Genomic DNA, 26,260 nt, shown 5'->3' with positions numbered 1-26,260 from the left:
ACTTTTCGCCGATGACCTCCAACACACCAGCGCCCATCGTGGCCGACTACCTTGTGATTGGCGGCGGCATTGCCGGGGCTTCAGTGGCCCACTGGCTCGCGCCGCACGCCAGCGTGATCCTTCTCGAACGCGAAGCCCAGCCGGGCTATCACTCCACCGGCCGCTCGGCCGCCCTCTTCATGGAAAGCTACGGCACACCGCAGGTGCGCGCGCTCACCATGGCCAGCCGCGCCTTCCTCGAACATCCGCCCGAAGGCTTTGCCGAACATCCGCTGCTCACGCCGCGCGGCGCGATGATGGTCGCGGGCGAAGAGCACATGGCCGAACTCGAAGCCCACTGGGACGTGCTGTGCGCCATGGACGCCGGCGCCACGCGCCTGAGCGGCGAACAGGCGCGCGAGATGGTGCCCGCCCTGCGCCCCGAGCAGGTGGCCGGCGCCGTGTATGAACCTGATGCAGCCGACATGGACGTGCACTCCATCCACCAGGGCTACCTGCGCGGCATGCGGCAGGCTGGCGGCAAGCTGGTGTGCGATGCCGAAGTGACGTCCATCGAACGTGTCGGCGAACGCTGGCGCGTGACGGCCGGCGGCAAGGTCTACGAGGCGCCCGTGGTGCTCAACGCAGCCGGCGCATGGGTCGACACCATCGCCCAACTGGCCGGCGTGACGCCCATCGGCATCGAGCCACGCCGGCGCTCGGCCTTCATCTTCGCGCCGCCCGAAGGCGAGAACGTTGGGCACTGGCCCATGGTCTTCGGCGCCGACGAAGGCTGGTACATCAAGCCCGACGCCGGCATGCTGCTCGGCTCGCCGGCCAATGCCGATCCGGTCGATCCGCAGGACGTGCAGCCCGAAGAGCTGGACATCGCCTTCGCCATCCACCGCATCGAGGAAGCGACCACGCTCACCATCCGCCGCCCCACGCGCACCTGGGCCGGCCTGCGCTCCTTCGTGGCCGACGGCGACCTCGTCGGCGGCTTCGAGCCCAGCGCGCCCGGCTTCTTCTGGGTCGCGGCGCAAGGCGGCTACGGCATCCAGACCTCGGCGGCGATGGGCGAAGCCTGCGCCGCACTGGCACGCGGACTGCCGCTGCCGGAGCGCATCGCGGCCTTCGGCCTCACGGTCGACATGCTTGGCCCGCAGCGCCTGCGCACGGCCGACGCCGGCTGATCCGCCCACAAAACAATCCCTCCTCACGAGAAACCACCATGCGTGTCTTCAGTGCCTCCCTCGCCACCGAAACCAACACCTTCGGCCCGATGCCGACCGGCATCGCGTCCTTCAAGGACCGCGGCTACTTCCCCGCCGGCCAGCATCCCGATGCGCTGACGATCTACTCGGGCCCGTTGTGGGCCGCACGCATCCGCGGCGCGGAAAAGGGCTGGACCCTGCTCGAAGGCATGGTGGCGGGCGCGCAGCCCAGCGGCATCACCACCCGCCATGCCTACGAGACGCTGCGCGACGAAATGCTGAACGACCTGCGCGCCGCACTGCCGGTCGACATGGTGCTGCTCGGCCTGCACGGCGCGATGGTGGCGGATGGCTACGACGACTGCGAAGGCGACATGCTGGAACGCGTGCGGCAGATCGTCGGACCCGACATCATCATTGGCGCGGAGCTTGATCCGCACAACCACCTCACGCCCGCGATGGTGAACAACGCGAATGTGATGGTCTCGTTCAAGGAATATCCGCACACCGACGTGCTCGAACGCGGGCTGGAGCTGGTGGACATCTGCGCCGCGGCGGTCGAGGGCAAGGTCAAGCCGGTGCACGCGATGGTCGACTGCGACATCATCGTCACGGTGCACACCTCGCGCGAGCCGGCACGCAGCTTCGTCGAGCGCATGCAGGCGCTCGAAGGAAAAGACGGCGTGCTCTCGGTCTCGCTCACGCACGGTTTCTCATGGGGCGACGTGCCCGAGATGGGCACCAAGGTGCTGGTGTACACCGATGGCGACCAGGCCAAGGCCAACGCGCTGGCGCGCCAACTGGCCGATGAAGTCATCGCCATGCGCGACGGCCTCACCGTCAACTACCCCAGCATCGACGCCTCGCTCGACGAGGCGCTGGCCTTCGACGGCGGCCCGGTGGTGCTGGCCGACGGTGCCGACAACCCCGGCGGTGGCGCGGCGAGCGATTCCACCTTCATCCTGCGCCGCATGCTGGAGCGCGGCATCACCAACGCGGCCCTGGGCCCGATGTGGGACCCGATTGCCGTGCGCATCGCCTTCGACGCGGGCGTGGGCGCCAGGCTGCAGATGCGCATCGGCGGCAAGATCAGCCCGCTGTCGGGCGACCCGCTGGACCTGGACTGCACAGTGAAGGCGCTCATGCACGACCTGGTGATGACCGGCCTGTCGAACACGCCCACGGCAATGGGCGACTGCGCACTGGTCGAGGTCAATGGCATCGAGGTCGTGCTGATCACGCGGCGCAACCAGGCCATGGGCACAGACCTGTTCACGCAACTGGGCTGCAACCTGCCCGCGAAGAAGATCGTGGTGGTGAAGTCTTCGCAGCATTTCTATGCGTCGTATTCCAAGGTGGCGAAGCACGTGATCTACGCGGGCGCACCGGGCGCCGTGACGCTCGACCTCACGACCTTGCCCTACCGCAAGGCGCGCCTGCCCAAGTGGCCCATCGGCGTCGCTGCCTGATCCCCTTCTTTTTCTTTCGCACCCACCGACCGGAGAACCGACGATGAAACGACGAACGCTTGCCGCCCTCGCTGCCCTGGCTCTTGCAGCCGCTTCCGCTGCGAGCCTCCCGGCGCTCGCCCAGACACCGCCCAAGACGCTCAAGGTGGTGGCGCATGCCGACCTGAAGATCCTCGACCCGACCTTCACCACGGCCTACATCTCGCGCAACTTCGGCCACATGGTGTACGACACGCTGTTCGCGCAGGACGCCACCGGCAAGCCGCAGCCGCAGATGGTCGAGAAGTACAGCACCTCGAAAGACGGCAAGCAGTGGAGCTTCACGCTGCGCCCCGGCCTGAAGTTCTCCGACGGTGCCGCCGTGACCTCGGCCGACGCCGTGGCCTCGCTGCAGCGGTGGGCCGCGCGCGACAGCCTGGGCCGCGCCATGACGGCGGTCGGCGCCGAGTGGAAGGCGACCGATGCGCGCAACTTCACGCTCACGCTCAACGAGCCCTTCGGCATGGTGCTCGATGCGCTGGCCAAGCCTTCGGGCTTCCCGCCCGTCATCCTGCCGGAGCGCATCGCCAAGCTGCCGGCCACCTCGCCGCTCACCGAAGTCATCGGCTCGGGGCCCTTCATCTTCAAGCGCGACGAATGGGTGCCGGGCAACAAGACGGTGTTTGTGCGCAACCCGAACTACGTGGCGCGCAGCGAGCCGCCGAGCGGCCTGGCCGGCAGCAAGAAGACCAGCTTCGACCGCGTCGAATGGCTCTACCTGCCCGACGCCAACAGCGCTGTGTCGGCGCTCAAGCGCGGCGAGGTCGACTACATCGAGCAGTTGCCGCCCGACTACATTGCGCCGCTGCGCACCGACACCAACATCAAGATCGGCTCCGGCGGCGCCTACCAGGGCTTCCTGGTGATGAACCAGTCGCAGCCGCCCTTCGACAACCCGAAGGTGCGCCAGGCGCTGCTGCAGGCGGTGAACCAGGAACGCTTCGTCGCGGCCATGGGCTTCCCGCTGGACATGCGCATGGCCTACTGCGCCACCTACTTCATCTGCGGCAGCCCCAACGACACTTCGGCCGGCGCCGAGCCCTTCCGCAAGGCCGATGTCGCCAAGGCGAAGAAGATGCTCGCCGACGCCGGCTACAAGGGCGAGAAGGTGGTACTGATGGTGCCGAGCGACGTGCCCTACCTCAACGCCGAAGCGCTGATGGCCGCGCAGACCATGAAGAGCATCGGCATGAACGTCGATGCGCAGAGCATGGACTGGGCCTCCATCGGTGCACGCCGCGCCAAGCGCGACGCGGCCGATGCGGGCGGCTGGAACATGTACGTCACGGTGGCCGGGGAGTTCGATGTCAACTCGCCCATCGCCAACGCCTACCTGGGCGCGGCCTGCGGCAACACCCTGCCCGGCTGGCCCTGCGACAAGAAGCTGGACGAGCTGCGCACCGCATGGCTGAAAGAAACCGTGCCGGCCAAGCGCAAGGAACTGCTGGACGCCTTCCAGGCCCGCGCCTATGAGGCCGTGCCGTACATCAACGCGGGCCAGTACTCGGCCGCGTTCGCTGCGCGCGCCAACCTCAAGGGCCTGGACAAGCTCTGGGCCGGCATGCCGACCGTCTGGGCGCTCGACAAGTAAGCAGCCCCCGCGCCGCCGACCCAGCCAGCACACAGCCAGCCACACCAGTTCAAGGGCACCGCCATGGGCTATATCGTTCGACGCTTTCTCTCGACACTCCCGGTCATGGCGGTGGTGGCGGTGGTGGTGTTTCTGTTGATCCACCTGTCACCGGGTGATCCGGCCGCGCTCATCGCGGGCGACCTTGCCACCACGGAAGACATCGAAAAGCTGCGCGCCGCGCTCGGCCTGAATCTGCCGCTGTGGCAGCAGTTCGCGCTGTGGGTCGGCAAGCTGTTCACCGGCGACCTCGGCACCTCGATCTTCACACAGATGCCGGTGACGCAATTGCTCGGGCAGCGGCTGGAGCCCACGGTGTCGATCGCGGCGCTCACCATGCTCATCACGCTGGTGGTGTCGGTGCCGCTGGGCACGCTCGCCGCCTACCGCGCGGGCAGCTGGGTCGACCGGCTGGTGATGCTGTTCGCGGTGCTGGCCTTCTCAGTGCCGGTGTTCCTGGTGGGCTACCTGCTGGTCTACAGCTTCGCGGTGCAACTGCCGTGGTTTCCGGTGCAGGGCTATGCGCGCTTCGCCGACGGCCCACTCGAATGGCTGCACTCGCTGGTGCTGCCCTGCGTGAACCTCGCCCTGGTGTACATCGCGCTGGTGACCCGCATGACGCGCGCCACCGTGCTCGAAGTGCTGCACGAGGACTACATCCGCACTGCACGCGCCAAGGGCCTGGGCGTGCTGGCGGTGCTGGGGCATGCGCTGCGCAACGCGGCCATTCCCATCGCCACCACCATCGGCGCGGGCATCGCGCTGCTGATCGGCGGCGTGGTCGTCACCGAGACCGTGTTCGCCATTCCGGGCGTGGGCCGCCTGGTGATCGACTCGGTGCAGCGCCACGACTATCCCGTCATCCAGAGCGTGCTGCTGCTGTCGGCGGGCGTGTATGTGCTGATCAACCTGCTGATCGACCTGAGCTACCGCCTCTTCGATCCGCGCATCCAGTACTGAAGAACACCAACCCATGTCCACGGTCCTCCCCATGAGCGAGATCGATGCGCCAGTCTCCACACCCACGGTGCCGGCTGCGCTCGACGAAGCGCCCTTCGTGCCCCCGCGCTTTCGCTGGCTGCGCAAGCACCCGACGCTGATCATCGGCGCGCTGCTGCTGATCGCGATCGCCATCCTGTCCATTGCCGCGCCGTGGATCGCCACGCACGACCCGCAGGACATCGACCCGCTCGCGCGCATGCAGCCGCCGTCGGCCGAGCACTGGTTCGGCACCGACGCGCTGGGCCGCGACGTGTTCAGCCGCGCCGTCTGGGGTGGTCGCGTGTCGATGATCGTGGGCTTCTCGGTGGCGGTGCTGGCCACCTTCTTCGGCATCCTGCTGGGCTTGGTGTCGGGCTTCGTGCGCTGGGCCGACGGCTTCATCATGCGGGTGATGGACGGGCTGATGGCCATTCCCGGCATCCTGCTGGCCATCGCGCTGATGGCCGTGACGCGCGCCAGCCTGACGACGGTGATCATCGCCATCACGGTGCCGGAAATCCCGCGCGTGGTGCGGCTGGTGCGCTCATTGGCGCTCACGCTGCGCGAGCAGTTGTTCGTCGAGGCCGCGCATGCGGTGGGCACGCGGCTGCCGACCATCCTGGTGCGCCATGTGCTGCCCAACATCGTGGCGCCGCTGATCGTGCAATCGACCTTCGTGGCCGCCGCCGCGGTGCTGACCGAAGCGGCGCTTTCCTTCCTCGGCGTGGGCGTGCCCGCGCAGACGCCGAGCTGGGGCAACATGATGGCCGAGGGCCGCAACTTCGTGACTGTGGCGTTCCACATCATCCTGTACCCGGGCCTGCTGCTGGCAGCCACGGTGCTCGCGATCAACCTGCTTGGCGACGGTCTGCGCGATGCGCTCGACCCGCGCCTGGCGCGGCAACTGTGAGGGCGCCATGACGATGACCCCGATGTCCCACACCGCCCTCGCCCCCGGCGAGCCGCTGCTCGAAGTCGACAACCTGCGCACCCACTTCCACACGCTGGCCGGCGTGGTGCGCTCGGTCGACGGTGTTTCGTACACGGTGCGCGCGGGCCGCACGCTCGGCGTGGTCGGCGAATCCGGCTGCGGCAAGAGCGTGACCGCGCTGTCGATCCTGCGGCTGGTACCCACGCCGCCGGGCCGCCACATGGGCGCCGTGCGGCTGCGCGGCACCGACCTGATGCAGCTGAGCGAACGCGAGATGCGCCAGATCCGCGGCAACCGCATCTCGATGATCTTCCAGGAGCCGATGACCTCGCTGAACCCGGTGCTGACCGTGGGCCGGCAGATCGCGGAGACAGTGCAGTTGCACCAGAAGGCCAGCCGCGCCGATGCGCTCAAGCGCGCGGTCGAGATGCTGCGCGTGGTGCAGATCCCCGAGCCAGAACGCCGTGTGAACGAGTACCCGCACCAGTTGTCGGGCGGCATGCGCCAGCGCGTGATGATCGCGCTGGCCCTGGCCTGCAACCCCGAAGTGCTGATCGCCGACGAGCCCACCACCGCGCTCGACGTGACGATCCAGGCGCAGATCCTCGACCTCATCAAGCGGCTGCAAAAGGAACTGGGCATGGGCGTGGTGATGATCACGCACGACCTGGGCGTGGTGGCCGAGAGCTGCGACCGCGTCGTGGTCATGTATGCCGGCAAGAAGGTGGAAGAAGCCGACGTGATCGATCTGTTCGACCGGCCGCTGCATCCCTACACCCGTGCGCTGATGGCCTCGATGCCCGCGATGAACACCGCAAGCACGCGGCTCACGGAAATCCCGGGGCTGGTGCCGGCCGCGCACGAACTGGGACGCGGCTGCGCCTTTGCGGCACGCTGCAGCCATGCGCGCGCACGCTGCCGCGCCGAGACGCCGCAGCTCACGCAGCAAGGCGGCGACCATGTGGTCGCCTGCTTTGCGGTCGAAGAACAATGGGAAGACGTCGCCGAGGTGATCGCATGACGGAAACGACCGCAGCACCGCTGCTCCAGGTGCGCAACCTGCGCAAGCACTACATCTCGCCCAAGCGCTGGCTGCGGCCCGCGAAGCCGGCGATCCAGGCGGTCGACGGCGTGTCGTTTTCAGTGGCGCGCGGCGAAACGCTGTCGCTGGTCGGCGAGTCGGGTTGCGGCAAGACGACGACGGCCAAGTCGGTGATGCGGTTGGTGGAGCCGACCTCGGGCTCGGTCGAGCTGGAAGGCGAGGAGCTGCTGACGCTGTCGTCCAACGAGATGCGGCTGCGCCGGCGCCAGTTGCAGATCATCTTTCAAGACCCGTATGCGTCGCTGAACCCGCGCCTGACGGCAGGCGAGATCGTGGCCGAGCCGCTGCGCAACTTCGACATGGGCGCGGCGGCCGAGCGGCGAGAGCGCGTGCAATGGTTGTTCGCGCGCGTCGGCCTGCGGCCCGAGGCGGCGAAGAAATTTCCGCACGAGTTCTCGGGCGGCCAACGCCAGCGGCTGGGCATTGCGCGCGCGCTGGCGCTCAACCCCAAGCTGATCGTGTGCGACGAGCCGGTGTCGGCGCTCGACGTGTCGGTGCAGGCGCAGGTGGTGAACCTGCTGATGGACCTGCAGGCCGAGTTCGGCATCGCTTATCTCTTCGTGGCGCACGACCTGGCGGTGGTGCGACACATCAGCCATCGCGTGGCGGTGATGTACCTCGGGCACATCGTGGAGATTGCCGATCGCGACACGTTGTTCTCTGCGCCGCTGCATCCGTACACGGAGATCCTGCTGTCGGCGGTGCCGGTACCGAATCCGCGCACGCCCGCGCGTCGCATGTTGCTGCAGGGTGATCCGCCGAGCCCGGCCAATCCGCCTTCGGGTTGCCGTTTTCACACGCGCTGTCCAATGGCGCAGGCCGTGTGCAAGGAACAGGTGCCCACGTTGAGCGAGCGGCCCTCGTCTTCCAGCGGTGGGCACTGGGTGGCTTGTCACTTCCGCTGATGGCTCTTTTTTTTCGCCGCGTTGTGCGTTCGATGCGCTGCTGCTGTTCAGGGCGTCGCCCACGCCGACACGGCGCTCTTTTTCGCGAATGTCCCCCGCTTCGCTCCTCCTTTATTTCGCGAAAAAGAGCACCGTATCGGCGCGAGCGCTCAGAGCAGTCGTTGATCTCAGGATCAATAGCAGCGTGCCCCTGTGCGAATGACGCCAGGTGCTCCCCGCAGCGAAATAAAGGAGGAGCGAAGCGGGGGACATTCGCGGAGGGGAGCACCTGGTGTCATTCGCACTCGCCCTGAATGAACCCGCACCCACACCCGCACCCGCACCCGCCCCCAACAGCAGCGCCCAAAACAAGAGCCCCAACAAAGAACACCACGAAAGGATCGAGATGAACACCCCAGTCACCCACTACGACCTGCTCATCCACGGCGGCACCGTCATCGACGGCACCAAGGCGCCACGCTTCAATGCCGACGTCGGCATCGTGAACGGCCGCATCGTTGCCATCGGCCAGCTTGCCGGCCACACCGCCGAGAAGACACTCGACGCCACTGGCCGCATCGTCGCCCCCGGCTTCATCGACTCGCACACGCACGACGACCAGGCCGTGCTGTCGCAAGCGCAGATGCCCTTCAAGGTCTCGCAAGGCGTGACCACGGTGGTCGCGGGCAATTGCGGCATCAGTGCTGCGCCGCTGCGCGTCGACATGGAATTGCCGATGCCGCTGAGCCTTCTCGAATCACCGGCGGAAGGCCGCTTCACGACCTTCGCGGCGTACCTCGATGCACTGCGCGCCACACCTTCATCAGTGAACGTGGCCGCGATGGTGGGCCACTCGACCTTGCGCGCCGTAGTCATGTCCGACCTCGACCGCCCTGCGAACGACACCGAGATCGCCGCCATGCAGGCGCTGGTCGAAGAAGCCATGCAGGCCGGCGCGATCGGCATGTCGACCGGCACCTTCTATCCGCCGGCCGTGAAAGCCACGACCGAGGAAATCATCGAGGTCGGCCGCCCGCTCACTTCGCGCAAGGCGCTCTACGTGACGCACATGCGCGACGAAAGCGACCGCGTGATGGAGTCGCTGGAAGAAACCTTCCAGATCGGCCGCGCGCTCGACATTCCGGTGGTGGTGTCGCACCACAAGGTGCAGAACACGCAGAACTTCGGCAAGACCAAGGTCACGCTGCCCTTCATCAAGGAAGCGATGCAGCACCAGTGCATCGGGCTCGATTGCTACCCGTACACGGCCGGCTCGACCATGATCCGCACCGACCGCGGAATGATGGAAGGCCGCGTGCTCATCGCATCCAGCGTGCCGCACCCCGAATGCGCGGGCCGTGACCTGAAGGACATCGCGGCCGAATGGGGCGTGTCGGGCGAAGAGGCGGCAAAGCGGCTGCAGCCGGGCAGCGCGATCTATTTCATGATGGACGAGGACGACGTGCAGCGCATCCTCGCCTTCGACGAAACCATGATCGGCTCCGACGGCATTCCGCTGGGCGACAAGCCGCATCCGCGCCTGTGGGGCACCTTCCCGCGCGTGCTGGGCCACTACAGCCGCGACATCGGCCTGTTCCCGCTGGAAACGGCGGTGTGGAAGATGACTGGCCTGACGGCGCGCAACTTCGGCTTGCACGAGCGCGGCGCGCTCAAGCCGGGCTATCACGCCGACGTGGTGATCTTCAACGCAGCGACCGTGCGCGACACCGCGAACTACGAAACGCCGACGCAGCCGGCCGAAGGCATCGATGCGGTGATCGTGAACGGCGCCGTGACCTGGCAGCACGGCGTGCACAGCGGTGCACGCAACGGGCAAGTGATCGTGCGCCAATCCTGACGACGCACTGCGGCAAGCGGTGAAACAATGGGTCACTCCCCCTCCTCACACGCCGCCGCCATGCAAACCACTGCCGAGACCCAAGCCTGCGAAGCCGCCATCGTCGCTGCCGCGCAGGCCCTGCGCGAGGATGCCGTCCGCATGCTCGGCGAGCTTGTCGCGCACCCCTCGTTGATGGGCGACGAGCAAGGTGCGCAGGCCTGCATGGCCGACACCTTCGCTGCGCTCGGCCTGCAGGTGCACGAATTCCAGATCGACGAAGACAAGATCCGCGCGCACCCGGGCTACTCGCCCTCCATCGTGTCGTACGAGGGGCGCCCGAACGTGGTGGGCATTCACAAGCCAGCCGGTCCTGCCAAGGGCAAGTCATTGATTTTCAACGGGCACATCGACGTGGTGCCGACCGGCGCGCCTGCACTCTGGACGCATCCGCCCTTCGAGCCCTTCATCGAGGGCGACCGGCTGCACGGGCGCGGTGCCTGCGACATGAAGGCGGGCATCGTGGCCTACACGATGGCCTTCAAGGCGCTGCAGTCGCTCGGGCTGGAGCCCGCATCGCCCGTGTACTTTCAATCGGTGGTGGAAGAGGAATGCACCGGCAACGGCGCGCTGGCCTGCCTCGTCGAAGGCTACCGGGCCGATGCGGCCATCATTCCCGAGCCGCTGGGCGGCATCATGACCTGCCAGTTGGGCGTGATATGGCTGGCCATCGAGGTGCTGGGCAAGCCGGTGCACGCGTCGGTCGCGCAGACCGGCGTGGGGGCCATCGACTTTTCGCTCTACCTGTTCGCCGAACTCAAGAAGCTCGAAGCACGCTGGAACGAGCCTTCGGCGCGCTACCGCTGCTTTGCGCACCACGCGCATCCGGTGAACTTCAACCTCGGCAAGATCCAGGGCGGCGAATGGGCCTCGTCGGTGCCATCCGCATGCCGCAGCGACATCCGCGTCGGCTTCTATCCCGACATGAGCGTGGCGCAGGCCAAGGCCGAGGTCGAAGCGGTGCTGGCCGCCGCCCATGCCGCACATCCGGCGCACCAGAGCCTGAGCTACAGGATCATCTACGAGGGCTTTCAGGCCGATGGCTGCGAGGTGGACCTGAACGAGCCGGTTGTGACCACGCTGTCGAAGTGCTATCGGGACATCGTCGGCAAGACGCTGGAGCCGCAGGCCTTCACGGGCACCACCGATGCGAAGTTCTTCAACCTCTACGGCAACACGCCGGCTATCTGCTACGGCCCGACGGGCAGCAGCATCCACGGCATCGACGAGTGGGTGTCGATCGACAGCATGATGGAGGTTGCCGCGGTGCTGGCGGTGTTCATGGCCCGCTGGTGCGGGCTCAACCAGCGGGGCTGAGCGAAGGCAAACCGGCGCGTTTGGAACGACGCCTGTATCAGTCAGTCCGGCGCGTTCATCACCCGGTCGAATTCTTCGTCTGCAGGGACGTTGTCGGCATCGAGTTCGCTGGCATCGGTGAGATCGATGCCGGTTTCTTCCGAGAGCTCGTCGGTGGCTTCGCTTTCGGCGGAGTCGAAATCGTCGGCGGACAAGGAGTCGTCCTCATCGACTTCCAGAGGCGGGACGGAACGCGCGGTGGCGTCGACGTGAATCATGATCGGCTCCTCGGCTGATTGCTGAACGGCCCCCTATGGTGCGCCTGTTTCGGCCGTTGCGGCTCATCCGGCATGCAGCGTGGGTGTCGGAAAGTTTCCCGCCCCTGGTGTCAGTCTTTGTGCACGTGGCCGTGTTCGCCATGGCCGGGATCGTCGTGGCCATGGTCATGCCCATGCTCGCCGTGCGCCAGCCGGCTCACCAGCGTGACCAGCACGATGCCGGCGACCAGCCAGAGGATCTGCGCGGCGGTCTGCCGCGCGGGCAGGCGTTTTTGCAGTTGCGGAATCAGGTCGGCCAGCGCCACGTAGACGAAGCTGCTGCCCGCCAGCACCAGGAAGTACGGCAGCCAGCTGTGCAACTGGTCGACCAGCCACCAGCCCGCGATGCCGCCGAGCATGGTCATGGTGCCCGCGAGCGACACCTTCACCAGCGCCGCGCGCTGGTTGGCCGAGCTTTGGCGCAGCACGACCAGATCGCCGATGTGGTGCGGCACCTCGTGCGCGAGCACGGCGATGGCGGCCACGAGACCCAGGCGCATGTCGGCGATGAAGGCCGAAGCGATCAGGATGCCGTCGCCGAAGCAATGCACGCTGTCGCCGGTGAGCACGGCCCAGCCGCCGGCGCGGGGTGACGCGTGGTCGTGGCCATGGCCATGGCCGTGTGCGTGGTCGTGCCCCTCGTGCCCGGTCGCCTCGCCACCGTGGTGGTGCTCATGCCCGTGGTGCCACAGCTCCGCCTTGTCGAGCAGGAAGAAAAAGACCAGCCCGAACAGCAGCACCGCGAACAGCAGCGCGGGTTCGATCCGGCTTTCAAACGCTTCGGGCAACAGGTGCATGAAGGCGGTGGCGAGCAGCGCGCCGGCCGCCAGGCTCAACAGGTGCTGGGGGTTCACGCCGCCGGAGCCGTTGCGTACGCCCACGCGCAACAACAGGGCCGCCAGCCAGACGCTTCCGATGCCGGCAACCAGGGTTGCCAAGATGATGACTATCAAATTCATAGCTGCTTGCGCAAGAGGGACGGCCATTGAAACAGTTTCAGGGCCGTGGTCCGTTCATAAAAAGAGAAAAGGCCGTCATCGGACGGCCTTCGGCGGGGAGTGGCTACTGGGCGCCGCCTTCAGGCGACGCCATTGGCTTTGAACCAGGCCGTGGCGCGCTGCCATCCGTCGTCTGCTGCGCTCTTGACGTAGCTGGGGCGGTAGTCGGCGTGGAATGCGTGGCCTGCTTCGGGGTACACGACGAAGCTCGATGCCTTGGCCGCCGCAGTTCCATTGGCCAGAGCAGCTTTCATCTTATCAACCGTGTCAAGGGGGATGCCCTGGTCTTTTCCGCCGTACAGGCCGAGCACCGGCGCATGCAGGCTGGCGGCGATGTCGATGGGGTGCTTTGGCGTCAATTCGCTGGCCTGGCCGACCAGCCGTCCGTACCAGGCCACGCCGGCCTTGACCTTGCCGGTGGCGGCATAAAGCCAAGTGATGCGCCCGCCCCAGCAGAAGCCGGTGATGCCGGCCTTGTTGGTGTCGCCGCCGTTGGCCTTGGCATAGGCCAGGGCGCCGTCGAGGTCGGCCATGACCTGCGCGTCGGGCACCTTGGTAACGATGTCGGCCTGCAGCTTGGGAATGTCGGTGTAGCCGCGCGGATCGCCCTGGCGCGCGTAGAGCTCGGGCGCGATGGCCAGGTAGCCGAGTTGCGCGAAGCGGCGGCAGGTGTCGGCGATGTATTCGTGCACGCCGAAGATTTCCTGGATCACCAGGATCACTGGCAACCCGGTCTTGCCGGCCGGTGCCGCCGCATAGGCGGGCACCTCGAAGCCGTTGACGGTGTACTTGATGGGGCCGGCCTTCAGGCCTTCGGCCGAGGTGGCGATGGCGGTCTGCGCCACCACCGGCATGACGGCGGCCGCGTAGCCCACGCCAATGGCCGCCTTGAGCGCGGTGCGGCGCGTGGCGCCCTGCTCGGTGCTCTCGCCGGGGCGAAGCGAATCGAAGTCGGAACGGCTGTCGTCGCGTGCGGGCATGGGAAGGGCTCCGTTTGAATCGTCGGACAAGGGGCGCTGCGCGAAAAAACGCACGCCGCAATGTAGGCGAAATCGGCCTGGCGCCTCTATGACCGGAATTTCAGTGGGGTTGGCGTGGCATGCCGTAGGCGCGACGCGCCAGTGCGGCCGCCAGCACCTGCGCCGGGTCCACCAGATCCAGCCCGGCCACAGCGGCCGAGCCTTGCAGGCCCAGCGGCACCTCGGTGCAGCCCATGATGATGGTGACGGGACCATGGCGCTCGGCCAGGCGCAGCGCCACCTCTGAAAAGCATTGCTCTGCCAGCAGCATGTTGCCGGCCTTCACGCCGTCGAAGATGCCGCGCATGATGGTTTGGCGTTCGTCGGCCAGCGGCACATGGCAGCCGAGCCCGGCCTCTGCGAGCGCCTGTTCATAGAGCCGCACGCGGTAGGTGCCTTCGGTGGCCATCAGCGCCACGCCGGTTGCGCCCTGCCCGGCCAGTTGCCGCGCCGTTTCCCGCGCCATGTGCAGCAGCTCGACCTGCGGAAAACGCTCCTGCAGACTGGCATGCCAAGCATGCGCGGTGTTGCAGGCGATGGCCACGGCCCGGCTGCCGAGCGCGGCCAGCCGGCCCAGCGCCTGCAGCATCGGCTCCAGCGGCTGGTGCGCGCCGTTGTCGGCCGAGGCCAGCGCGCCGGTGCGGTCGGGCACCGGCACCTGCGCGAGCCAGTGCTCGGGAAAAGACTGGTCGCGCACCGGCTCGCCGCGCGCACGCATCTGCTGCGCGCAGGCCTGCACGAAGAGCCGGACGAAGTCGGCGCCCGCCGCGGGGCCCATGCCCCCGAGGATGCCGACAACCTGTGTGGCTGCGACCATGTCTTTTCTCTTCCTTGTCGTTCGGATCAGGTTGCCGGCTTGTCGCTGAAGGCCTTGAGGTTTTCCTTCAACTGGGGGCTCATCGGCAGGTTCAGCGGCACGCCCTTCGGCGGGATCGGCTGCATGAACCACTTGGTGTAGAGCTTCTCGAACTCGCCGCTCTTCATCATGCCGATGAAGGTGTCGTCCACCAGCTTCTTGAAGGCCGGGTCGTCCTTGGGCAGCATGCAGGCATAGGGCTCGACCTGCAGCGACTCGCCCACCACTTCGTAGTCGGCCGGCGTCTTGGCGTTGGCGATCAGGCCGAACAGCAGGATGTCGTCCATGGCGAAGGCCACGGCACGGTCGCTCTCGACCAGCAGGAACGCGTCGGCGTGGTCCTTGCCGAGCACGATGTTCATGTCGAGGCTCTTCTCGGTGTTGTACTTGCGCATGACCAGCGCGTTGGTGGTGCCGGTGGTGCTGGCCACGGTCTTCTTCGCAAGGTCGGCGTAGTCCTTGATCCTGGAAGACTTCTTCACCAGCAGGCGCGTGCCCGTGTAGAAGTGATTGACGGCAAAGGCCACGTCCTTGCCGCGTGCGGTGTTGTTGGTGGTGGAGCCGCACTCCAGGTCGATGGTGCCGTTGGTGATCAGCGGGATGCGGTTCTGCGAAGTGACCGGCATCAGCGCGACCTGCAGGTTGGGCTTGTTCAGTTTCTTCTTCACCGCCTCGACGACGGCGTTGGAGAGTTCCACCGAAAACCCGATCGGCTTGCTGGGGCCGTTGAGATAGCTGAAGGGCACGGACGATTCCCGGTAGGCGAGCGTGATCTTGCCGGACTCGGCGATCTTCGCCAGCGTGTCGGCGGCCTGCGCGCCGGTGGCGGTGAAGAGCACCGCGGCAGCCATGGATGCCATCAAGACGGAGAGCTTCATTCGAGCCTTCATTCGGTTGGATTGAACAGAAGTCCAGTGTAGGAAAGAGCGGCTCGTTGCGACAATTCCAATAGGACGCTGGGCCATACCCAAAGGTTATGGACTGGGCCCGACACGGTGCAGGGCATGCGCTTTGGCTATGGGCCACGGCGCTTTTGGCATTACCGGCTTGCGCGGTGCAGCCCTACAGTCAATGCAGTCTCTTCTTCATTCCCGGAAAGTTGCCCTCATGCATGTGTGTGTGCTCGGTGCCGGCATCGTGGGCCTGGCCACCGCCTGGCAACTCGAACGCCAGGGCCACAAGGTCACCGTGATCGATCGCGCGACGCCCGGCGCGGGTGCCAGTGGCGGCAATGGCGCGCAGCTGAGCTACTCGTATGTGCAGCCGCTGGCCGATCCATCGATCTGGAAGCAACTGCCCAAGCTGCTGCTGTCGCCCACTTCGCCGCTCAAGCTGCGGCCACAACTCGATCCGCTGCAGTGGCGCTGGGGGCTGGCCTTTCTGGCTGCCTGCAATGCGCAGACCTCGCGCGACACCACCGCGCAGTTGCTCGCGCTGGCCGCATCGAGCCGCACCGAGTTCGAGGCCATGCAGGCCGACATCGCGCCCGACTGCGATTTCTCTGCCACCGGCAAGCTGGTGCTGTATTCAAGCGCAGCCTCGCTCGAAGGCGCACGCGCGCAGGTCGAACTGCAGCGCACCATGGGCAGCGAACAGCGCGTCGTCACGCCCGACGAATGCGTTGCCATCGAGCCCGCGCTTGCGAGCTATCGCAGCCAGATGGCGGGCGCTGTCTACACGCCGAGCGAATGCGCGGCCGACTGCCTCAAGGTGTGCGCCGAGCTGATGCGCGCACTGAGCGCGCGCGGCGTTCGCTTCATGCTCGGCACCGACGTGCACGGCTTCGCGCGCAGCGAAGGCCGCGTGGCCGCGGTGCAAACAAGCGATGGCGACGTGGCAGCCGATGCCTTCGTGATGGCGCTGGGCTCGGCCTCGCACAAGCTGGGGCGCGCGCTGGGCGCCTACCTGCCGGTGTACCCGCTCAAGGGCTACAGCATCACGGTGGAGGTCGAACCCACGCCCGGCGCCGCGCCACTCGTGAACGTGACGGACAGCGCGCGCAAGGTGGTGTTCGCGCGCATCGGCTCGCGGCTGCGGGTGGCGGGCATGGCCGAACTCGTGGGACATGACGCGAGCATTCCGGCCACGCGCATCGAAACGCTGGCAGCCGCCACGCGCGCACTCTTCCCGCGCGCGAGCCGTCTGGAAGAACTGCATCCGTGGACCGGCATGCGGCCGGCCACGCCGAAGGGCCTGCCGATCATCGGACGGTTGCCGAGCGCGCCGTCGAACGTGCTGTTCAACACCGGGCACGGCGCGCTCGGTTTCACGCTGGCCTTCGGTTCGGCGCGACAGATCGCCCTGGCGCTGGCGCCTTCCGCATCGACGTCCTGAGCTTGCGGCCGAGGCGCCGCCAGCCGATCACCACGCCGGTGAGGCTCAGCGCCACGCCGCCCAGGCTCGTGGCGACGAGCAGTACATCCCACAACGGGCGATGGTCGAGCAGCGGCAGCCAGTCCCAGCTGTGCAGCATCGCGAACAGCCAGCGGCTCAGGCGGCGCGTGCTGTCGGAGCGGCCGAGCACGGTGCCGGTCTGCGGATCGACGTGCACCCAGGTCGCATGGACATCGCCGAACACCACGCGCCAGATGGGCAGGGGCTTGTCGGTGCCGCCGGTCATCGTGTGCGGCTCGCGCGTGTAGTAGTGGCTGTCGTAGGCGGTCAGTATGTCGATGCGCTGCACCGCATCGGGCAACAGGCGTGCGACAGCCGTACGCAATGCATTGGGGTCGAACTGGTACGGCTGTGCTGTGACGGCATCGCGCACCATCGGTCGGCCGTTGGCTGTGCTGGCAAGCACCAGCGTCTGGCCTGCCGCGCGCACCCAGCGCAGCTCGCGCACATTGCCACCGGTCGCGGCCAGCAAGGTCGCGGGCGCTGCGTCCTGTACGGAAACAACGAGCGGCCCGCCATTCATCGCCTCGATGCGCAAGGCCGGCGCGCCGCTGTCGAACACGCGCCAGGGGTTCATCGACATCAGGCCGCTGAAGATCCACGTCAGCGTCACCAGCGCGAACAACAACCCGGTGATGTGATGCCAGCGCATCATGAAGCCTTGATACGGCGAATGCGAGCCGCTCTTGTAGGTGCGGCCGAAGCGCCAGCGCATCACGCCCACCACGGTGCCGGTCAGCGTGACGGCGATGCCAATGATCGAGAGCCAGTTGACGATGTCCGCCCAGTAGCGGTCGAGGCCGATGCCGCGCAGCGGGTACAGCCAGTGAATCCAGGCACCGGCGTAGTTCCAGAGCCGTTCGGCGCGCGGTGCATCGCGCACCACCTCGCCGGTCTTGCCCGATACATAGAGCCGGGTAGCGTCGGCATCCGCCAGCTCGACCACATGCAGCGGACGGTGCGCGTCGAGCCCGCGCGAATGGGTGAACGCGTCTTCGCCGATGGTGCCGCGGTAGTCGAGCGGCAAGCTGGCGCCGGCATAGGCTTGCGCGCTGGCGAGCACGCGGGTGCGATCGACTTCGCGCAGCACGGCGCCTGTCGCCGCATCGACGACGATCGCGCCACTGCCCGGCGGTGGCCGCCGCTTGCCGGGCTGGGCTTCACGCCCTGGCGTCGCAAGGTACACAGCGCGCCCACCGCTGGCGGCAGCCAACCGCAACTCCTGCAACGGCCCAGCAATGCCTGCCGCATCGAGCGCCTGCCTGGGCCCCATGAGCGGCGTCGAGGTGTCGAGCCGTGGCAAGTGCTGAAGCCGTTCGGCCTCCGTGAGCTTGGGGTAGCCCACGTACATCATCACCACGCCCGAGACGAACCACATCGCGAAGAAGGCGCAGACGACCACGCCCAGCCAGCGATGGATCAGGAACAACCAGCGTTTGGCATGCACGGCAAATCTCCCCGGTCTAGAAGCTCACGCGCAGCGACACATCGGCCGTGCGCGGCGCGCCGAGGTAGGCGAAGGTGCTGCCGACATTCGCCGCGTAAACGCGGTTGGTGGCATTGCGGATGCGACCGACCACGGTGACGGAGCGGTTCACCTTCCAGCTCAGCCCCAGGTCGAGCAGCGTGTAGCCCGGCCAGTTGATGGTGTTGGCCGCATCGGCATACACCTTGCCGACATGGCGCACGCCCACTGTGGCCTGCAAGCGCGGCGTGAAGGCATACGACATCCAGAGGTTGGCCACCACGGCCGGCGTGTTGGTCGACGTGCGGCCCGCGAGCGACCCGCCTCCCTGCGCGAAGCGCTCGTAGCGCGCATCCACGTACGTGAGGTTGCCCTGCAGCGACCACTGGGGCGTGGGTTGCAGCCCGAGCGCCAGTTCCACACCCTTGGACGACTGCTCTCCCACCAGCACGGTGAGCGCGCTGTTGCTCGGGTCCTGCGTCGCGATGTTCTTGCGGCGGATGCTGTAGGCCGCGAGCGTCGCCGTGCCCTTGCCCTGCCAGAAGTCGAGCTTGCTGCCGATCTCCACCTGTCGGCCGGTGGTCAGCTCGCTGTTGTTGCGCACGTCGGCGAACGAGGCGGTGGAGAGCACGCCCGAAGGCGGATCGGCCGCCGTCGCGTACTGCGCATACAGGTTGGCGCCGGGCGCGAAGTCCCACACCAGGCCGACGCGGCCGGTCGTCGGTTTGTAGCCGCGATAGAAAGTGGCGGGGTTCGAGGCATCCACCGTGCGTCGGTTGACGAGGTCGAGGTCGATGCGCTCGTGGCGCAGCGCCGTCACGAGGTGCAATGCCGGCATCAGCGCCGTGCGGTTTTCAAGATAGAGCGCGGTGGTCGTGACCTTGTTGTTCCTGTCGGGCCGAAAGCCCGGCGTCATGCCCGGCACCGCGAAGAAGCGCTCCGTGGCAAACACATAAGGATTGACGGTGCTCACCGTGCCGGAGAGGCTGTTGGGAAAGCGCGTCTGCCGGTTCACGCTGTAATCCAGGCCAAAAGACCAGTCGCTCTTCAGTCCGGCAAGCCACCCCTTGTAGACACCCTCCACGCGGTTGCCCCACACATCCTGGTCGTGCCGCTGCAGCAAGGCGCTGGAGCGGATGACCGCCGTGTTGCCCGGGTTGTAGCGATAGCTCTCGACGTTGCGGTAGTCGCGCAGTGCGTCGTAGGCATAGAAGGTGTTCTTGAACTGCAGCGCGTCGCTCACCTGCCATTCGGTGACCGAGCGCAGCCACTGCACGCGCTGCGCATACAGGCCGTCGCTGCTGTTGTAGTTCTTGAAGCGGATGCCAGGGTCGATGCGCATCGTGCCGGCCACCGGGTTGAGCACGGGCGTGCCCCAGTAAGGCCGGTCGACGTTCTCATCCTGGTATTCGTAGGCCAGCGTGTGCTTCAGCCCACCGCCCAGGTCCGAAAGCAGCGAGGCGGCCAGTTGCGTCGACTTGCTCTTCGTGCCATCGGTCCAGCCATTGGCATCGCGGTGGTTCACGTCGATGCGCACGTATTGGCTGCCCGCGCCGCCGTCGCCCGCAATGCGCCGGTTCAGCCCGAACGAGGCCTCCTTGAGGTTCTGCGTGCCCAGCCGCAATTGCGCTTCGGCGAAGTCGCCGCGCTCGGCCGTCTTGGTGATGTAGTTGATCGAGCCGCCCAGCGCGCCCGAGCCGAACAGGAAGCTCGACGGCCCGCCGATGGCTTCGACTCGGTCGTAGATCCAGCTGTCCACCGGCCGCGCCGCAATCGCGTACTGCACGTTGATGCCGTTGAACAACTGGCTGATCGAGCCGCTGCCGAAACCGCGGTAGCTCACGCCGATGTTGCCCGGCGCATCGTGCGCGGTCACGCCCGGAATGGCGCGCAGGATTTCTTGCGTGTTCTGTGCACCGCGCGCGTCGATCACCGAACGATTCACCACCGTGACAGACGCCGGCGTCTCGCGCGGCGTGAGGCCCAGGCGGCTGGCGGTGTCCGAAGGGGTGTCGAGGTCGAGCCGGCCGTTGGCACTGGGCGCGTCGTCGGCCACCTCGATCTGCGGCAGCGATGGCGCACCTGCGGGTTGCGCATGGGCAGGCGCGCAAGCGGCGCCGAGCAAGGCGAAGAGCCCCAGCGTGGGGGCGGAAGAAATACGGGACATGAAATCTCTCTTGCAGCGGCGCGTGCGAAAAAGAAAAGGCAGCGCCAGCCGCGGAACGACCGAAAACCCACCGCGCGGCCGTGTCAGGCCGCGTGAGGTGGAAGAAGAGCGGGGTTCAGGAGAGCGTGGGCGGCCCGCGCGCCGGCAGCGGCGAGGCCGTGGCTGCCGCGATGCGGGCAGCGGGAATCGATTGCAGCGCGCGGCCCAGCGGCAGCGGCGTGGGCAGCTTGACCTGCGCTGCCGAGGGCGGCGGGCCGGAGAGCATGCACAGCGGGCAGTCCATCGCGGCAACGCCCATCTCGGTCGGACCGTCGTCGCCCTGCACGATGACCTTGATGGAACCGCTGGCGGAACACACCAGCTCCATCGCCTGCGGGTTCACGATGGGCGATGCCCCCGCGACGAGCAGCGACGCCATGAACCACGCCAGCACCAGGCGGTGCAACAGGCGGTGCAACAGGCGGAAGGTTCGTGGAAAGTGCATGGCCGCGGATTATCGCGTGCGGCGAATGCCCATGGCACTCGGGCGGTGCTCAGGCGGCCTGCTCTATCGCTTCGCGCATGCAGCGCGTGATGCCGCGCACCGCCACCGAATCGGGCCGGCCCGCGAAACGCAGCGCGCGGATCGGCACCGGGATGTGCGGCTCCAGCGTGAGCACGTCGACCTTCTCGCGGTCGGCTGAGCGCGCGGTGCAGCCATCGACCAGCGCCACGCCCAGCCCGTGGTGGGCCATGGCCAGCGCCGCGTGATAGGTCTGCACCGTCACCACCGCCTGCTGGAAACCCACGCCCGCCTGACGGCAGGCCTGGCTCAGGCTGGTGCCCACGGGGTCGCGGCTGTCCAGGCCGATCACCGGCCGATCGACAAGGTCGTGCAACGCGACCGAACCGTTGCGCACCAGCGCGCGCGGCAGCATGCCCTTGGGCGCGATGCACACCATGCGGCTGTCGGCCAGCGTCTCTTGCGTGAGCGAGGGATGCACCGCGGGACTGAACGCGAAGCCCACGTCGGCCTCCTGCAGCAGCAGGGCCGACATGATCTGCGGCGAATGCAGCGACTCGACCGTGATCGCATAGCCCGGATGCATTTCGCGAAAGGCCTTGAGCGCGCGCGGCAGCACGTCGTAGCTGAGCGCCAGCACGCTGAGGATGCGCAGCTCGCCGGTGTCGCCCGCCGTGCGCAGATTGGCGGCCAGCCGCTGCACTTCGTCGAGCTGCGCGAACAGCCGCTCGATGTGCGGGTACAGCGTGAGCGCCTCGGTGGTCGGCGTGAGCCGGCCCTTGACACGCTGGAACAGCGGAAAGCCCAACTGCTGCTCGGCATGCTGCAGCGTGCGGCTGACCGCCGGTTGCGTGATGTTGATGAGCCGCGCCGCCGCGCTCACGCTGCCCGTGAGCATGATCGCGTTGAAGACCTCGATGTGGCGCAGGCGCATGGGGCGGTGGACCGGTCAGTTGCCGGTCTTGCCGCGCGCGATGTCCATGATCAGGCGCGTGCCAAGATAAAGACGCGGTTCGATCGAATCGACCAGCACGTATTCGGCATCGGCCGAATGCGCGCCGAAGCCTTGCAGGCCGAAGCGCTCGATGACGGGCGCCTTGGTCTTGAGCGCGGCGAAGGCGGCGTCGGTGCCGCCGCCTGCGGCCTTGTCATCGGCGCCCAGCGAACGGCCCAGCTCGTCCTTGTAGATCTGCTGCGCGTGTTTCGCGAGTGCGCGCGATGCATCGGTGGCTTCGAGCGGCGGACGGCGGCGCTCGAACTTCAACTCGACCTTGGCTTCGGGAATGAGCTGCTTCTTCACGCGCTCGTTCACCTGCTGCTCGATGCGGTCGTAGTCGCTGACCTTCAGCACGCGCACGTCGGCGCCCGCAGTGGCGCTGGCCGGAATCACGTTGCGGTTGCTGCCGGACTTGGAGATGGTCCAGTTCATCTTCAGGCCCGTGGCCGGGTCGGACAGGTCGCGCATCTGCAGGATCTGGTGCGACAGCTCGTACAGCGCATTCACGCCCAGCTCGGGCGCGGAGCCCGCGTGCGAGGCCTTGCCGGCAACGTGCAGCGTGACCGAGGCAATGCCGGCGGTGGCCAGCGAGAGCTTGTCTTCTTTCACGTAGGCGCCCTCGAAGGACAGCACGGCGTCGTGCTCGCTGCCCATGCGCGTGATGAGCGCACGCGCGCCGGGCGAGCTGATTTCCTCGTCGCCGTTGATCAGCACCGTGAGCGTGCCGTAGTCCTTGAACTTCATCTGCTGCAGCATCGACACGATGTGCGTGATGACGGCCACGCCCTGCTTGTCGTCGGCAATGCCCAGGCCGTAGGCCTTGTCGCCCTCGATGCGGAACGGCTGCTTGTTGAGCATGCCGATCGTGTAGACCGTGTCCATGTGCGCGATCAGCAGGATCTTCTTGCTGCCCGTGCCCTTGAAGGTGGCGCGCACCACGCGGCCGATTTTCTCGGGCGTGTCTTCCATGCGGTATGCGTCGGCGCTCGGGTCGATCAGCTCGACCTCGCCGCCCAGGGCCTTGAACTTCGCGGCGATGAGGTCGGAGATTTTTTCAAGGCCGTCGAGGTCGCGGCTGCCCGATTCGATGGAGACCAGCTCTTTGAGCGTGTCGAGCAGCGCAGGCTTTTCCTTCGCGGCGAGCGAGGCGATGCGGGCATCGGGGGCTGCGAAAGCGGTGCCGATGCAGGCGGCGCAGACGGCTGCCAGCAGGAATTGGCGAGGCTGGAATTTCATGGGCTTGCGTTCTTCTTTCTTTCGTTGTCTCTTCGGTCGACTTGGTAGATCAATGCGGGATCAGTGGGCCTTGTCCCAGTTGGGACCGACGCCGATCTCGGCGAGCAGCGGCACCTTGAGGTCCGCCACGCCGGCCATCAGGCGCGGGATTTCGGTGCGCACCCATTCGACCTCGGCCTCGGGCACTTCGAACACCAGTTCGTCGTGCACCTGCATGATCATCTTGGTGGCGCGCTTTTCTTCATCAAGCACGTTCTGTACCTTGACCATGCTGAGCTTGATCAGATCGGCCGCCGTGCCCTGCATCGGCGCGTTGATGGCCGCGCGTTCTGCGCCGCCACGGCGCGGGCCGTTGGGCGAGTTGATCTCGGGCAGGTACAGGCGCCGGCCGAACACGGTCTCGACGTAGCCCGTTTCCTTGGCGCTCGCCTTGGTCTCGTCCATGTAGGCCTTCACGCCCGGATAACGCGCGAAGTAGCGCTCGATGTACGAGGCCGCGGCCTTGGTCTCGATGCCCAGGTTGCGCGCCAGGCCGAAGCTGCTCATGCCGTAGATCAGGCCGAAGTTGATGACCTTGGCATAGCGTCGCTGCTCGCTCGACACCTGGTCGGGCGTGGAGCCGAACACTTCGGCGGCGGTGGCCCGGTGCACGTCGATGCCTTCCTTGAAGGCGCGCAGCAGCGATTCGTCGCCGCTGATGTGGGCCATGATGCGCAGCTCGATCTGCGAATAGTCGGCGCTGGCAATCACGCTGCCGGCCGGTGCCACGAAGGCTTCGCGCACGCGGCGGCCTTCAGGGGTGCGGATCGGAATGTTCTGCAGGTTGGGGTCATTGCTGCTCAGCCGCCCGGTGACGGCCACCGCCTGTGCATAGTGCGTGTGCACGCGGCCCGAGCGTGGGTTGGCCAACTGGCCGAGCTTGTCGGTGTACGTGCCCTTGAGCTTCGACAGGCCGCGATGCTCCAGGATCTTGGCGGGCAGCGGGTAGTCTTCGGCGAGTTTTTCGAGCACTTCTTCATCGGTGCTGGGCGCGCCGCTCGGCGTCTTCTTGACCACCGGCAGACCGAGCTTGGTGAAGAAGATTTCGCCGATCTGCTTGGGCGAACCCAGGTTGAAAGGCTGGCCGGCAATCTCGTAGGCCTCTTGCTCCAGTTCCATGATGCGCGTGCCGAGTTCATGGCTTTGCGCGGCGAGCGTGGCACTGTCGATCAGCACGCCGTTGCGCTCGATACGAAAGAGTGCCTCGCTCGACTCCATCTCCAGCTGATAGATGAAGCCCAATTTTTCGTCGGCTTGCAGGCGCGGCCACAGCGTGTTGTGCACATCGAGGGTCAGGTCGCTGTCTTCGCAGGAATACTCGGCGGCCTTGGCGATGTCGACCTGGCTGAACGAGATCTGGTGCGCGCCCTTGCCGCACAGGTCTTCGTACGAGATGCCGCTGCGGCCCAGGTGGCGCTCGGCCAGACTTGAAAGGCCATGCGGCTTGTTCACTTCGAGCACGTAGCTCTGCAGCATGGTGTCGTGCGCGTAGCCCTGCACCTCGATGCCGTGGTTGGCGAACACATGACGGTCGTACTTGATGTGCTGGCCGAGCTTTTTCTTCGCGCCGTTCTCCAGCCACGGCTTGAGCTTGGCAAGCACTTCGTCGATGGGCAACTGCTCGGGCGCGTCGGGGTAGTTGTGGGTGAGCGGAATGTAGGCCGCTTCGCCGGGCGTGACGCTGAAGCTCACGCCGACGATCTGCGCGACCATTTCGTCGAGCGAGGTCGTTTCGGTGTCGATGGCCGCGAGGTCTGCGGCTTCGAGCTTCGCGAGCCAGGCGTCGAACTGTTCCCAGGTGGTGATGGTGTCGTACTTGAGGTTGCTCGCGGGGGCGGCAGCCTCCAGCGCGCTCAGGTCAGCGGGCTCGTCGAACAGGCCGCCCTGGTCGGTGCTGGCCTTGGCGGACTTCTTCTTGACGCTCTCCGCTATCAGCTCTGGCGGCACTTCCTGCGCTTCGAGCGTCTTGACGAGGCTTTTGAAGCCGAACTTCTCGTAGAAGGGTTTCAGCTCGGTGGTCTGCGGTGCGCCGACCGGCAGGTTCTCGAGCGAGGGCAAGCCGGTGACGTGGCCTTCGAGGTCGCAGTCGGTGCGGATGGTGACGAGGCGCTTGCTCAGCGGCAGCTTGTCGAGGGCCTTGCGCAGGTTCTCGCCCGCGGCGCCCTTTACTTCGGCCGCGCGTTCGACCAGCGCATCGAGCGAGCCGTACTCGAGCAGCCACTTGGCAGCAGTCTTCGGGCCGACCTTCTCGACACCGGGCACGTTGTCGACGCTATCGCCCACTAGCGTCTGGTAATCGACCATCAAGTTGGGCGGCACGCCGAACTCGGCAGTGACACCTGCCACATCCCGCCGCTTGCCGTTCATCGTGTCGATGATGGTGATGTGCTCGTCGACCAGCTGGCTCAGGTCCTTGTCGCCGCTGGACACGATCACCTCGATGCCCTGCGCGGCGGCAATCTTGGCGAGCGTGCCGATCACGTCGTCGGCCTCGACCTCGGGCACGGTGATCACCGGCCAGCCGAGCAGCCTGACCACTTCGTGAATGGGGTCGATCTGGCTGCGCAGGTCGTCGGGCATCGGCGAGCGGTTGGCCTTGTACTCGGGGTACCAGTCGTCGCGAAAGGTCTTGCCGGGCGCATCGAAGATGCAGGCCGCGTAGTCCGCGCGCACCTCGCGGCGCAGCGCGGTCATCATGTTGATCATTCCGCGAATGGCGCCGGTGGCCGGGCTCTTCGGGTCGCCAGGCACGGCGCGCAGATCGGGCATCGCATGGAAGGCTCGGTAGAGGTAGCTCGAGCCATCGACGAGCAGCAGCGTTTTCTTGTCGGTCATCGGGCCATTTTGC

General features: G+C 66.8%; 21 protein-coding genes. 10 read left to right on the top strand and 11 right to left on the bottom strand.

All coding sequences use genetic code 11. The annotated features are described in order from the left end of the window. Positions 1 to 11: 11 nt before the first annotated feature. From H7F35_RS20875 to H7F35_RS20835, 9 genes are all read left to right on the top strand, one after another. The gene (locus H7F35_RS20875; protein WP_187108496.1) at positions 12 to 1,172 is read left to right on the top strand and encodes an NAD(P)/FAD-dependent oxidoreductase; all 1,161 of its coding nucleotides are present in this window, start codon (positions 12 to 14) and stop codon (positions 1,170 to 1,172) included. A gap of 38 nt (positions 1,173 to 1,210) precedes the next feature. Then, positions 1,211 to 2,662, top strand: coding sequence for a M81 family metallopeptidase (locus H7F35_RS20870; RefSeq protein ID WP_187108495.1), 1,452 nt, complete (start codon positions 1,211 to 1,213; stop codon positions 2,660 to 2,662). A 43-nt stretch (positions 2,663 to 2,705) separates the two neighbouring features. Continuing rightward, positions 2,706 to 4,292 (top strand): ABC transporter substrate-binding protein, encoded by a 1,587-nt coding sequence (locus tag H7F35_RS20865; RefSeq protein ID WP_187108494.1) that lies wholly within the window; start codon positions 2,706 to 2,708, stop codon positions 4,290 to 4,292. A 63-nt stretch (positions 4,293 to 4,355) separates the two neighbouring features. Then, on the top strand, positions 4,356 to 5,291 hold the full coding sequence (locus H7F35_RS20860) for an ABC transporter permease (protein WP_187108493.1): 936 nt from the start codon (positions 4,356 to 4,358) through the stop codon (positions 5,289 to 5,291). A gap of 31 nt (positions 5,292 to 5,322) precedes the next feature. Next, positions 5,323 to 6,222, top strand: a complete 900-nt coding sequence (locus H7F35_RS20855; RefSeq protein WP_410010799.1) for an ABC transporter permease — start codon at positions 5,323 to 5,325, stop codon at positions 6,220 to 6,222. Positions 6,223 to 6,235: 13 nt separating this feature from the next. After that, positions 6,236 to 7,264 carry an ABC transporter ATP-binding protein gene (locus H7F35_RS20850; RefSeq protein WP_410010723.1) on the top strand — a complete coding sequence of 343 codons (1,029 nt, stop codon included), beginning with the start codon at positions 6,236 to 6,238 and terminating at the stop codon, positions 7,262 to 7,264. After that, positions 7,261 to 8,250, top strand: coding sequence for an ABC transporter ATP-binding protein (locus tag H7F35_RS20845; protein WP_187108490.1), 990 nt, complete (start codon positions 7,261 to 7,263; stop codon positions 8,248 to 8,250). Before H7F35_RS20850 ends, H7F35_RS20845 begins: the two co-directional genes overlap by 4 nt. A gap of 385 nt (positions 8,251 to 8,635) precedes the next feature. Further along, the gene (locus H7F35_RS20840) at positions 8,636 to 10,087 is read left to right on the top strand and encodes an N-acyl-D-amino-acid deacylase family protein (protein ID WP_187108489.1); all 1,452 of its coding nucleotides are present in this window, start codon (positions 8,636 to 8,638) and stop codon (positions 10,085 to 10,087) included. A gap of 60 nt (positions 10,088 to 10,147) precedes the next feature. After that, the gene (locus H7F35_RS20835; protein ID WP_187108488.1) at positions 10,148 to 11,443 is read left to right on the top strand and encodes an ArgE/DapE family deacylase; all 1,296 of its coding nucleotides are present in this window, start codon (positions 10,148 to 10,150) and stop codon (positions 11,441 to 11,443) included. A 41-nt stretch (positions 11,444 to 11,484) separates the two neighbouring features. Here the strand turns inward: H7F35_RS20835 and H7F35_RS20830 are convergent, their stop codons facing one another. The 5 genes from H7F35_RS20830 to H7F35_RS20810 form a co-directional block, all read right to left on the bottom strand. Then, positions 11,485 to 11,700, bottom strand: coding sequence for a hypothetical protein (locus tag H7F35_RS20830; protein ID WP_187108487.1), 216 nt, complete (start codon positions 11,698 to 11,700; stop codon positions 11,485 to 11,487). A gap of 110 nt (positions 11,701 to 11,810) precedes the next feature. Beyond that, positions 11,811 to 12,698 (bottom strand): ZIP family metal transporter, encoded by an 888-nt coding sequence (locus H7F35_RS20825; RefSeq protein WP_187108486.1) that lies wholly within the window; start codon positions 12,696 to 12,698, stop codon positions 11,811 to 11,813. Between the two features lie 119 nt (positions 12,699 to 12,817). Continuing rightward, positions 12,818 to 13,717 (bottom strand): dienelactone hydrolase family protein, encoded by a 900-nt coding sequence (locus H7F35_RS20820; protein ID WP_187108485.1) that lies wholly within the window; start codon positions 13,715 to 13,717, stop codon positions 12,818 to 12,820. Positions 13,718 to 13,817: 100 nt separating this feature from the next. Continuing rightward, positions 13,818 to 14,573, bottom strand: a complete 756-nt coding sequence (locus H7F35_RS20815; RefSeq protein ID WP_187108484.1) for an aspartate/glutamate racemase family protein — start codon at positions 14,571 to 14,573, stop codon at positions 13,818 to 13,820. A gap of 26 nt (positions 14,574 to 14,599) precedes the next feature. Beyond that, a complete protein-coding gene (locus H7F35_RS20810) occupies positions 14,600 to 15,490 on the bottom strand; it encodes a transporter substrate-binding domain-containing protein (protein ID WP_187108483.1) in 891 nt (296 codons plus the stop codon). Between the two features lie 229 nt (positions 15,491 to 15,719). On the opposite strand from H7F35_RS20810, the gene H7F35_RS20805 reads away from it, so the two are divergent. Then, entirely contained in the window at positions 15,720 to 16,946 is a 1,227-nt protein-coding gene (locus H7F35_RS20805) for a D-amino acid dehydrogenase (RefSeq protein ID WP_187108482.1), read from the top strand. Here H7F35_RS20805 and H7F35_RS20800 read toward each other — a convergent pair. From H7F35_RS20800 to polA, 6 genes are all read right to left on the bottom strand, one after another. Next, complete coding sequence (locus tag H7F35_RS20800; RefSeq protein WP_187108481.1) at positions 16,879 to 18,453, bottom strand: PepSY domain-containing protein; 1,575 nt, start codon at positions 18,451 to 18,453, stop codon at positions 16,879 to 16,881. The genes H7F35_RS20805 and H7F35_RS20800 overlap by 68 nt on opposite strands. Before the next feature lie 16 nt (positions 18,454 to 18,469). After that, on the bottom strand, positions 18,470 to 20,638 hold the full coding sequence (locus tag H7F35_RS20795; protein ID WP_187108480.1) for a TonB-dependent receptor: 2,169 nt from the start codon (positions 20,636 to 20,638) through the stop codon (positions 18,470 to 18,472). A gap of 115 nt (positions 20,639 to 20,753) precedes the next feature. Then, entirely contained in the window at positions 20,754 to 21,122 is a 369-nt protein-coding gene (locus H7F35_RS20790) for a hypothetical protein (protein WP_187108479.1), read from the bottom strand. A 49-nt stretch (positions 21,123 to 21,171) separates the two neighbouring features. Next, a complete protein-coding gene (locus H7F35_RS20785; protein ID WP_187108478.1) occupies positions 21,172 to 22,074 on the bottom strand; it encodes a LysR family transcriptional regulator in 903 nt (300 codons plus the stop codon). Positions 22,075 to 22,089: 15 nt separating this feature from the next. Next, positions 22,090 to 23,373 carry a M20/M25/M40 family metallo-hydrolase gene (locus H7F35_RS20780; RefSeq protein ID WP_187108477.1) on the bottom strand — a complete coding sequence of 428 codons (1,284 nt, stop codon included), beginning with the start codon at positions 23,371 to 23,373 and terminating at the stop codon, positions 22,090 to 22,092. 60 nt (positions 23,374 to 23,433) lie between these two features. Then, positions 23,434 to 26,247 carry a DNA polymerase I gene (gene polA, locus H7F35_RS20775; protein WP_187108476.1) on the bottom strand — a complete coding sequence of 938 codons (2,814 nt, stop codon included), beginning with the start codon at positions 26,245 to 26,247 and terminating at the stop codon, positions 23,434 to 23,436. Between the last annotated feature and the right edge of the window lie 13 nt (positions 26,248 to 26,260).

It is taken from the genome of Variovorax sp. PAMC26660 (assembly GCF_014302995.1).
Lineage (GTDB): Bacteria > Pseudomonadota > Gammaproteobacteria > Burkholderiales > Burkholderiaceae_C > Variovorax.
Note: the sequence above shows the minus strand (reverse complement) of the source record. Positions and strands in the feature narration are given on the sequence as shown.

Bases quoted from the DNA above. Each gene is read 5' to 3' on its own strand.
- H7F35_RS20815 (WP_187108484.1), bottom strand. From the start codon at position 14,573: ATGGTCGCAGCCACACAGGTTGTCGGCATCCTCGGGGGCATGGGCCCC.
- H7F35_RS20865 (WP_187108494.1), top strand. From the start codon at position 2,706: ATGAAACGACGAACGCTTGCCGCCCTCGCTGCCCTGGCTCTTGCAGCC.
- polA (WP_187108476.1), bottom strand. From the start codon at position 26,247: ATGACCGACAAGAAAACGCTGCTGCTCGTCGATGGCTCGAGCTACCTC.
- H7F35_RS20875 (WP_187108496.1), top strand. From the start codon at position 12: ATGACCTCCAACACACCAGCGCCCATCGTGGCCGACTACCTTGTGATT.
- H7F35_RS20780 (WP_187108477.1), bottom strand. From the start codon at position 23,373: ATGAAATTCCAGCCTCGCCAATTCCTGCTGGCAGCCGTCTGCGCCGCC.
- H7F35_RS20870 (WP_187108495.1), top strand. From the start codon at position 1,211: ATGCGTGTCTTCAGTGCCTCCCTCGCCACCGAAACCAACACCTTCGGC.
- H7F35_RS20860 (WP_187108493.1), top strand. From the start codon at position 4,356: ATGGGCTATATCGTTCGACGCTTTCTCTCGACACTCCCGGTCATGGCG.
- H7F35_RS20840 (WP_187108489.1), top strand. From the start codon at position 8,636: ATGAACACCCCAGTCACCCACTACGACCTGCTCATCCACGGCGGCACC.
- H7F35_RS20830 (WP_187108487.1), bottom strand. From the start codon at position 11,700: ATGATTCACGTCGACGCCACCGCGCGTTCCGTCCCGCCTCTGGAAGTC.
- H7F35_RS20805 (WP_187108482.1), top strand. From the start codon at position 15,720: ATGCATGTGTGTGTGCTCGGTGCCGGCATCGTGGGCCTGGCCACCGCC.
- H7F35_RS20835 (WP_187108488.1), top strand. From the start codon at position 10,148: ATGCAAACCACTGCCGAGACCCAAGCCTGCGAAGCCGCCATCGTCGCT.
- H7F35_RS20820 (WP_187108485.1), bottom strand. From the start codon at position 13,717: ATGCCCGCACGCGACGACAGCCGTTCCGACTTCGATTCGCTTCGCCCC.
- H7F35_RS20790 (WP_187108479.1), bottom strand. From the start codon at position 21,122: ATGCACTTTCCACGAACCTTCCGCCTGTTGCACCGCCTGTTGCACCGC.
- H7F35_RS20855 (WP_410010799.1), top strand. From the start codon at position 5,323: ATGAGCGAGATCGATGCGCCAGTCTCCACACCCACGGTGCCGGCTGCG.
- H7F35_RS20845 (WP_187108490.1), top strand. From the start codon at position 7,261: ATGACGGAAACGACCGCAGCACCGCTGCTCCAGGTGCGCAACCTGCGC.
- H7F35_RS20795 (WP_187108480.1), bottom strand. From the start codon at position 20,638: ATGTCCCGTATTTCTTCCGCCCCCACGCTGGGGCTCTTCGCCTTGCTC.
- H7F35_RS20825 (WP_187108486.1), bottom strand. From the start codon at position 12,698: ATGAATTTGATAGTCATCATCTTGGCAACCCTGGTTGCCGGCATCGGA.
- H7F35_RS20810 (WP_187108483.1), bottom strand. From the start codon at position 15,490: ATGAAGCTCTCCGTCTTGATGGCATCCATGGCTGCCGCGGTGCTCTTC.
- H7F35_RS20785 (WP_187108478.1), bottom strand. From the start codon at position 22,074: ATGCGCCTGCGCCACATCGAGGTCTTCAACGCGATCATGCTCACGGGC.
- H7F35_RS20850 (WP_410010723.1), top strand. From the start codon at position 6,236: ATGACCCCGATGTCCCACACCGCCCTCGCCCCCGGCGAGCCGCTGCTC.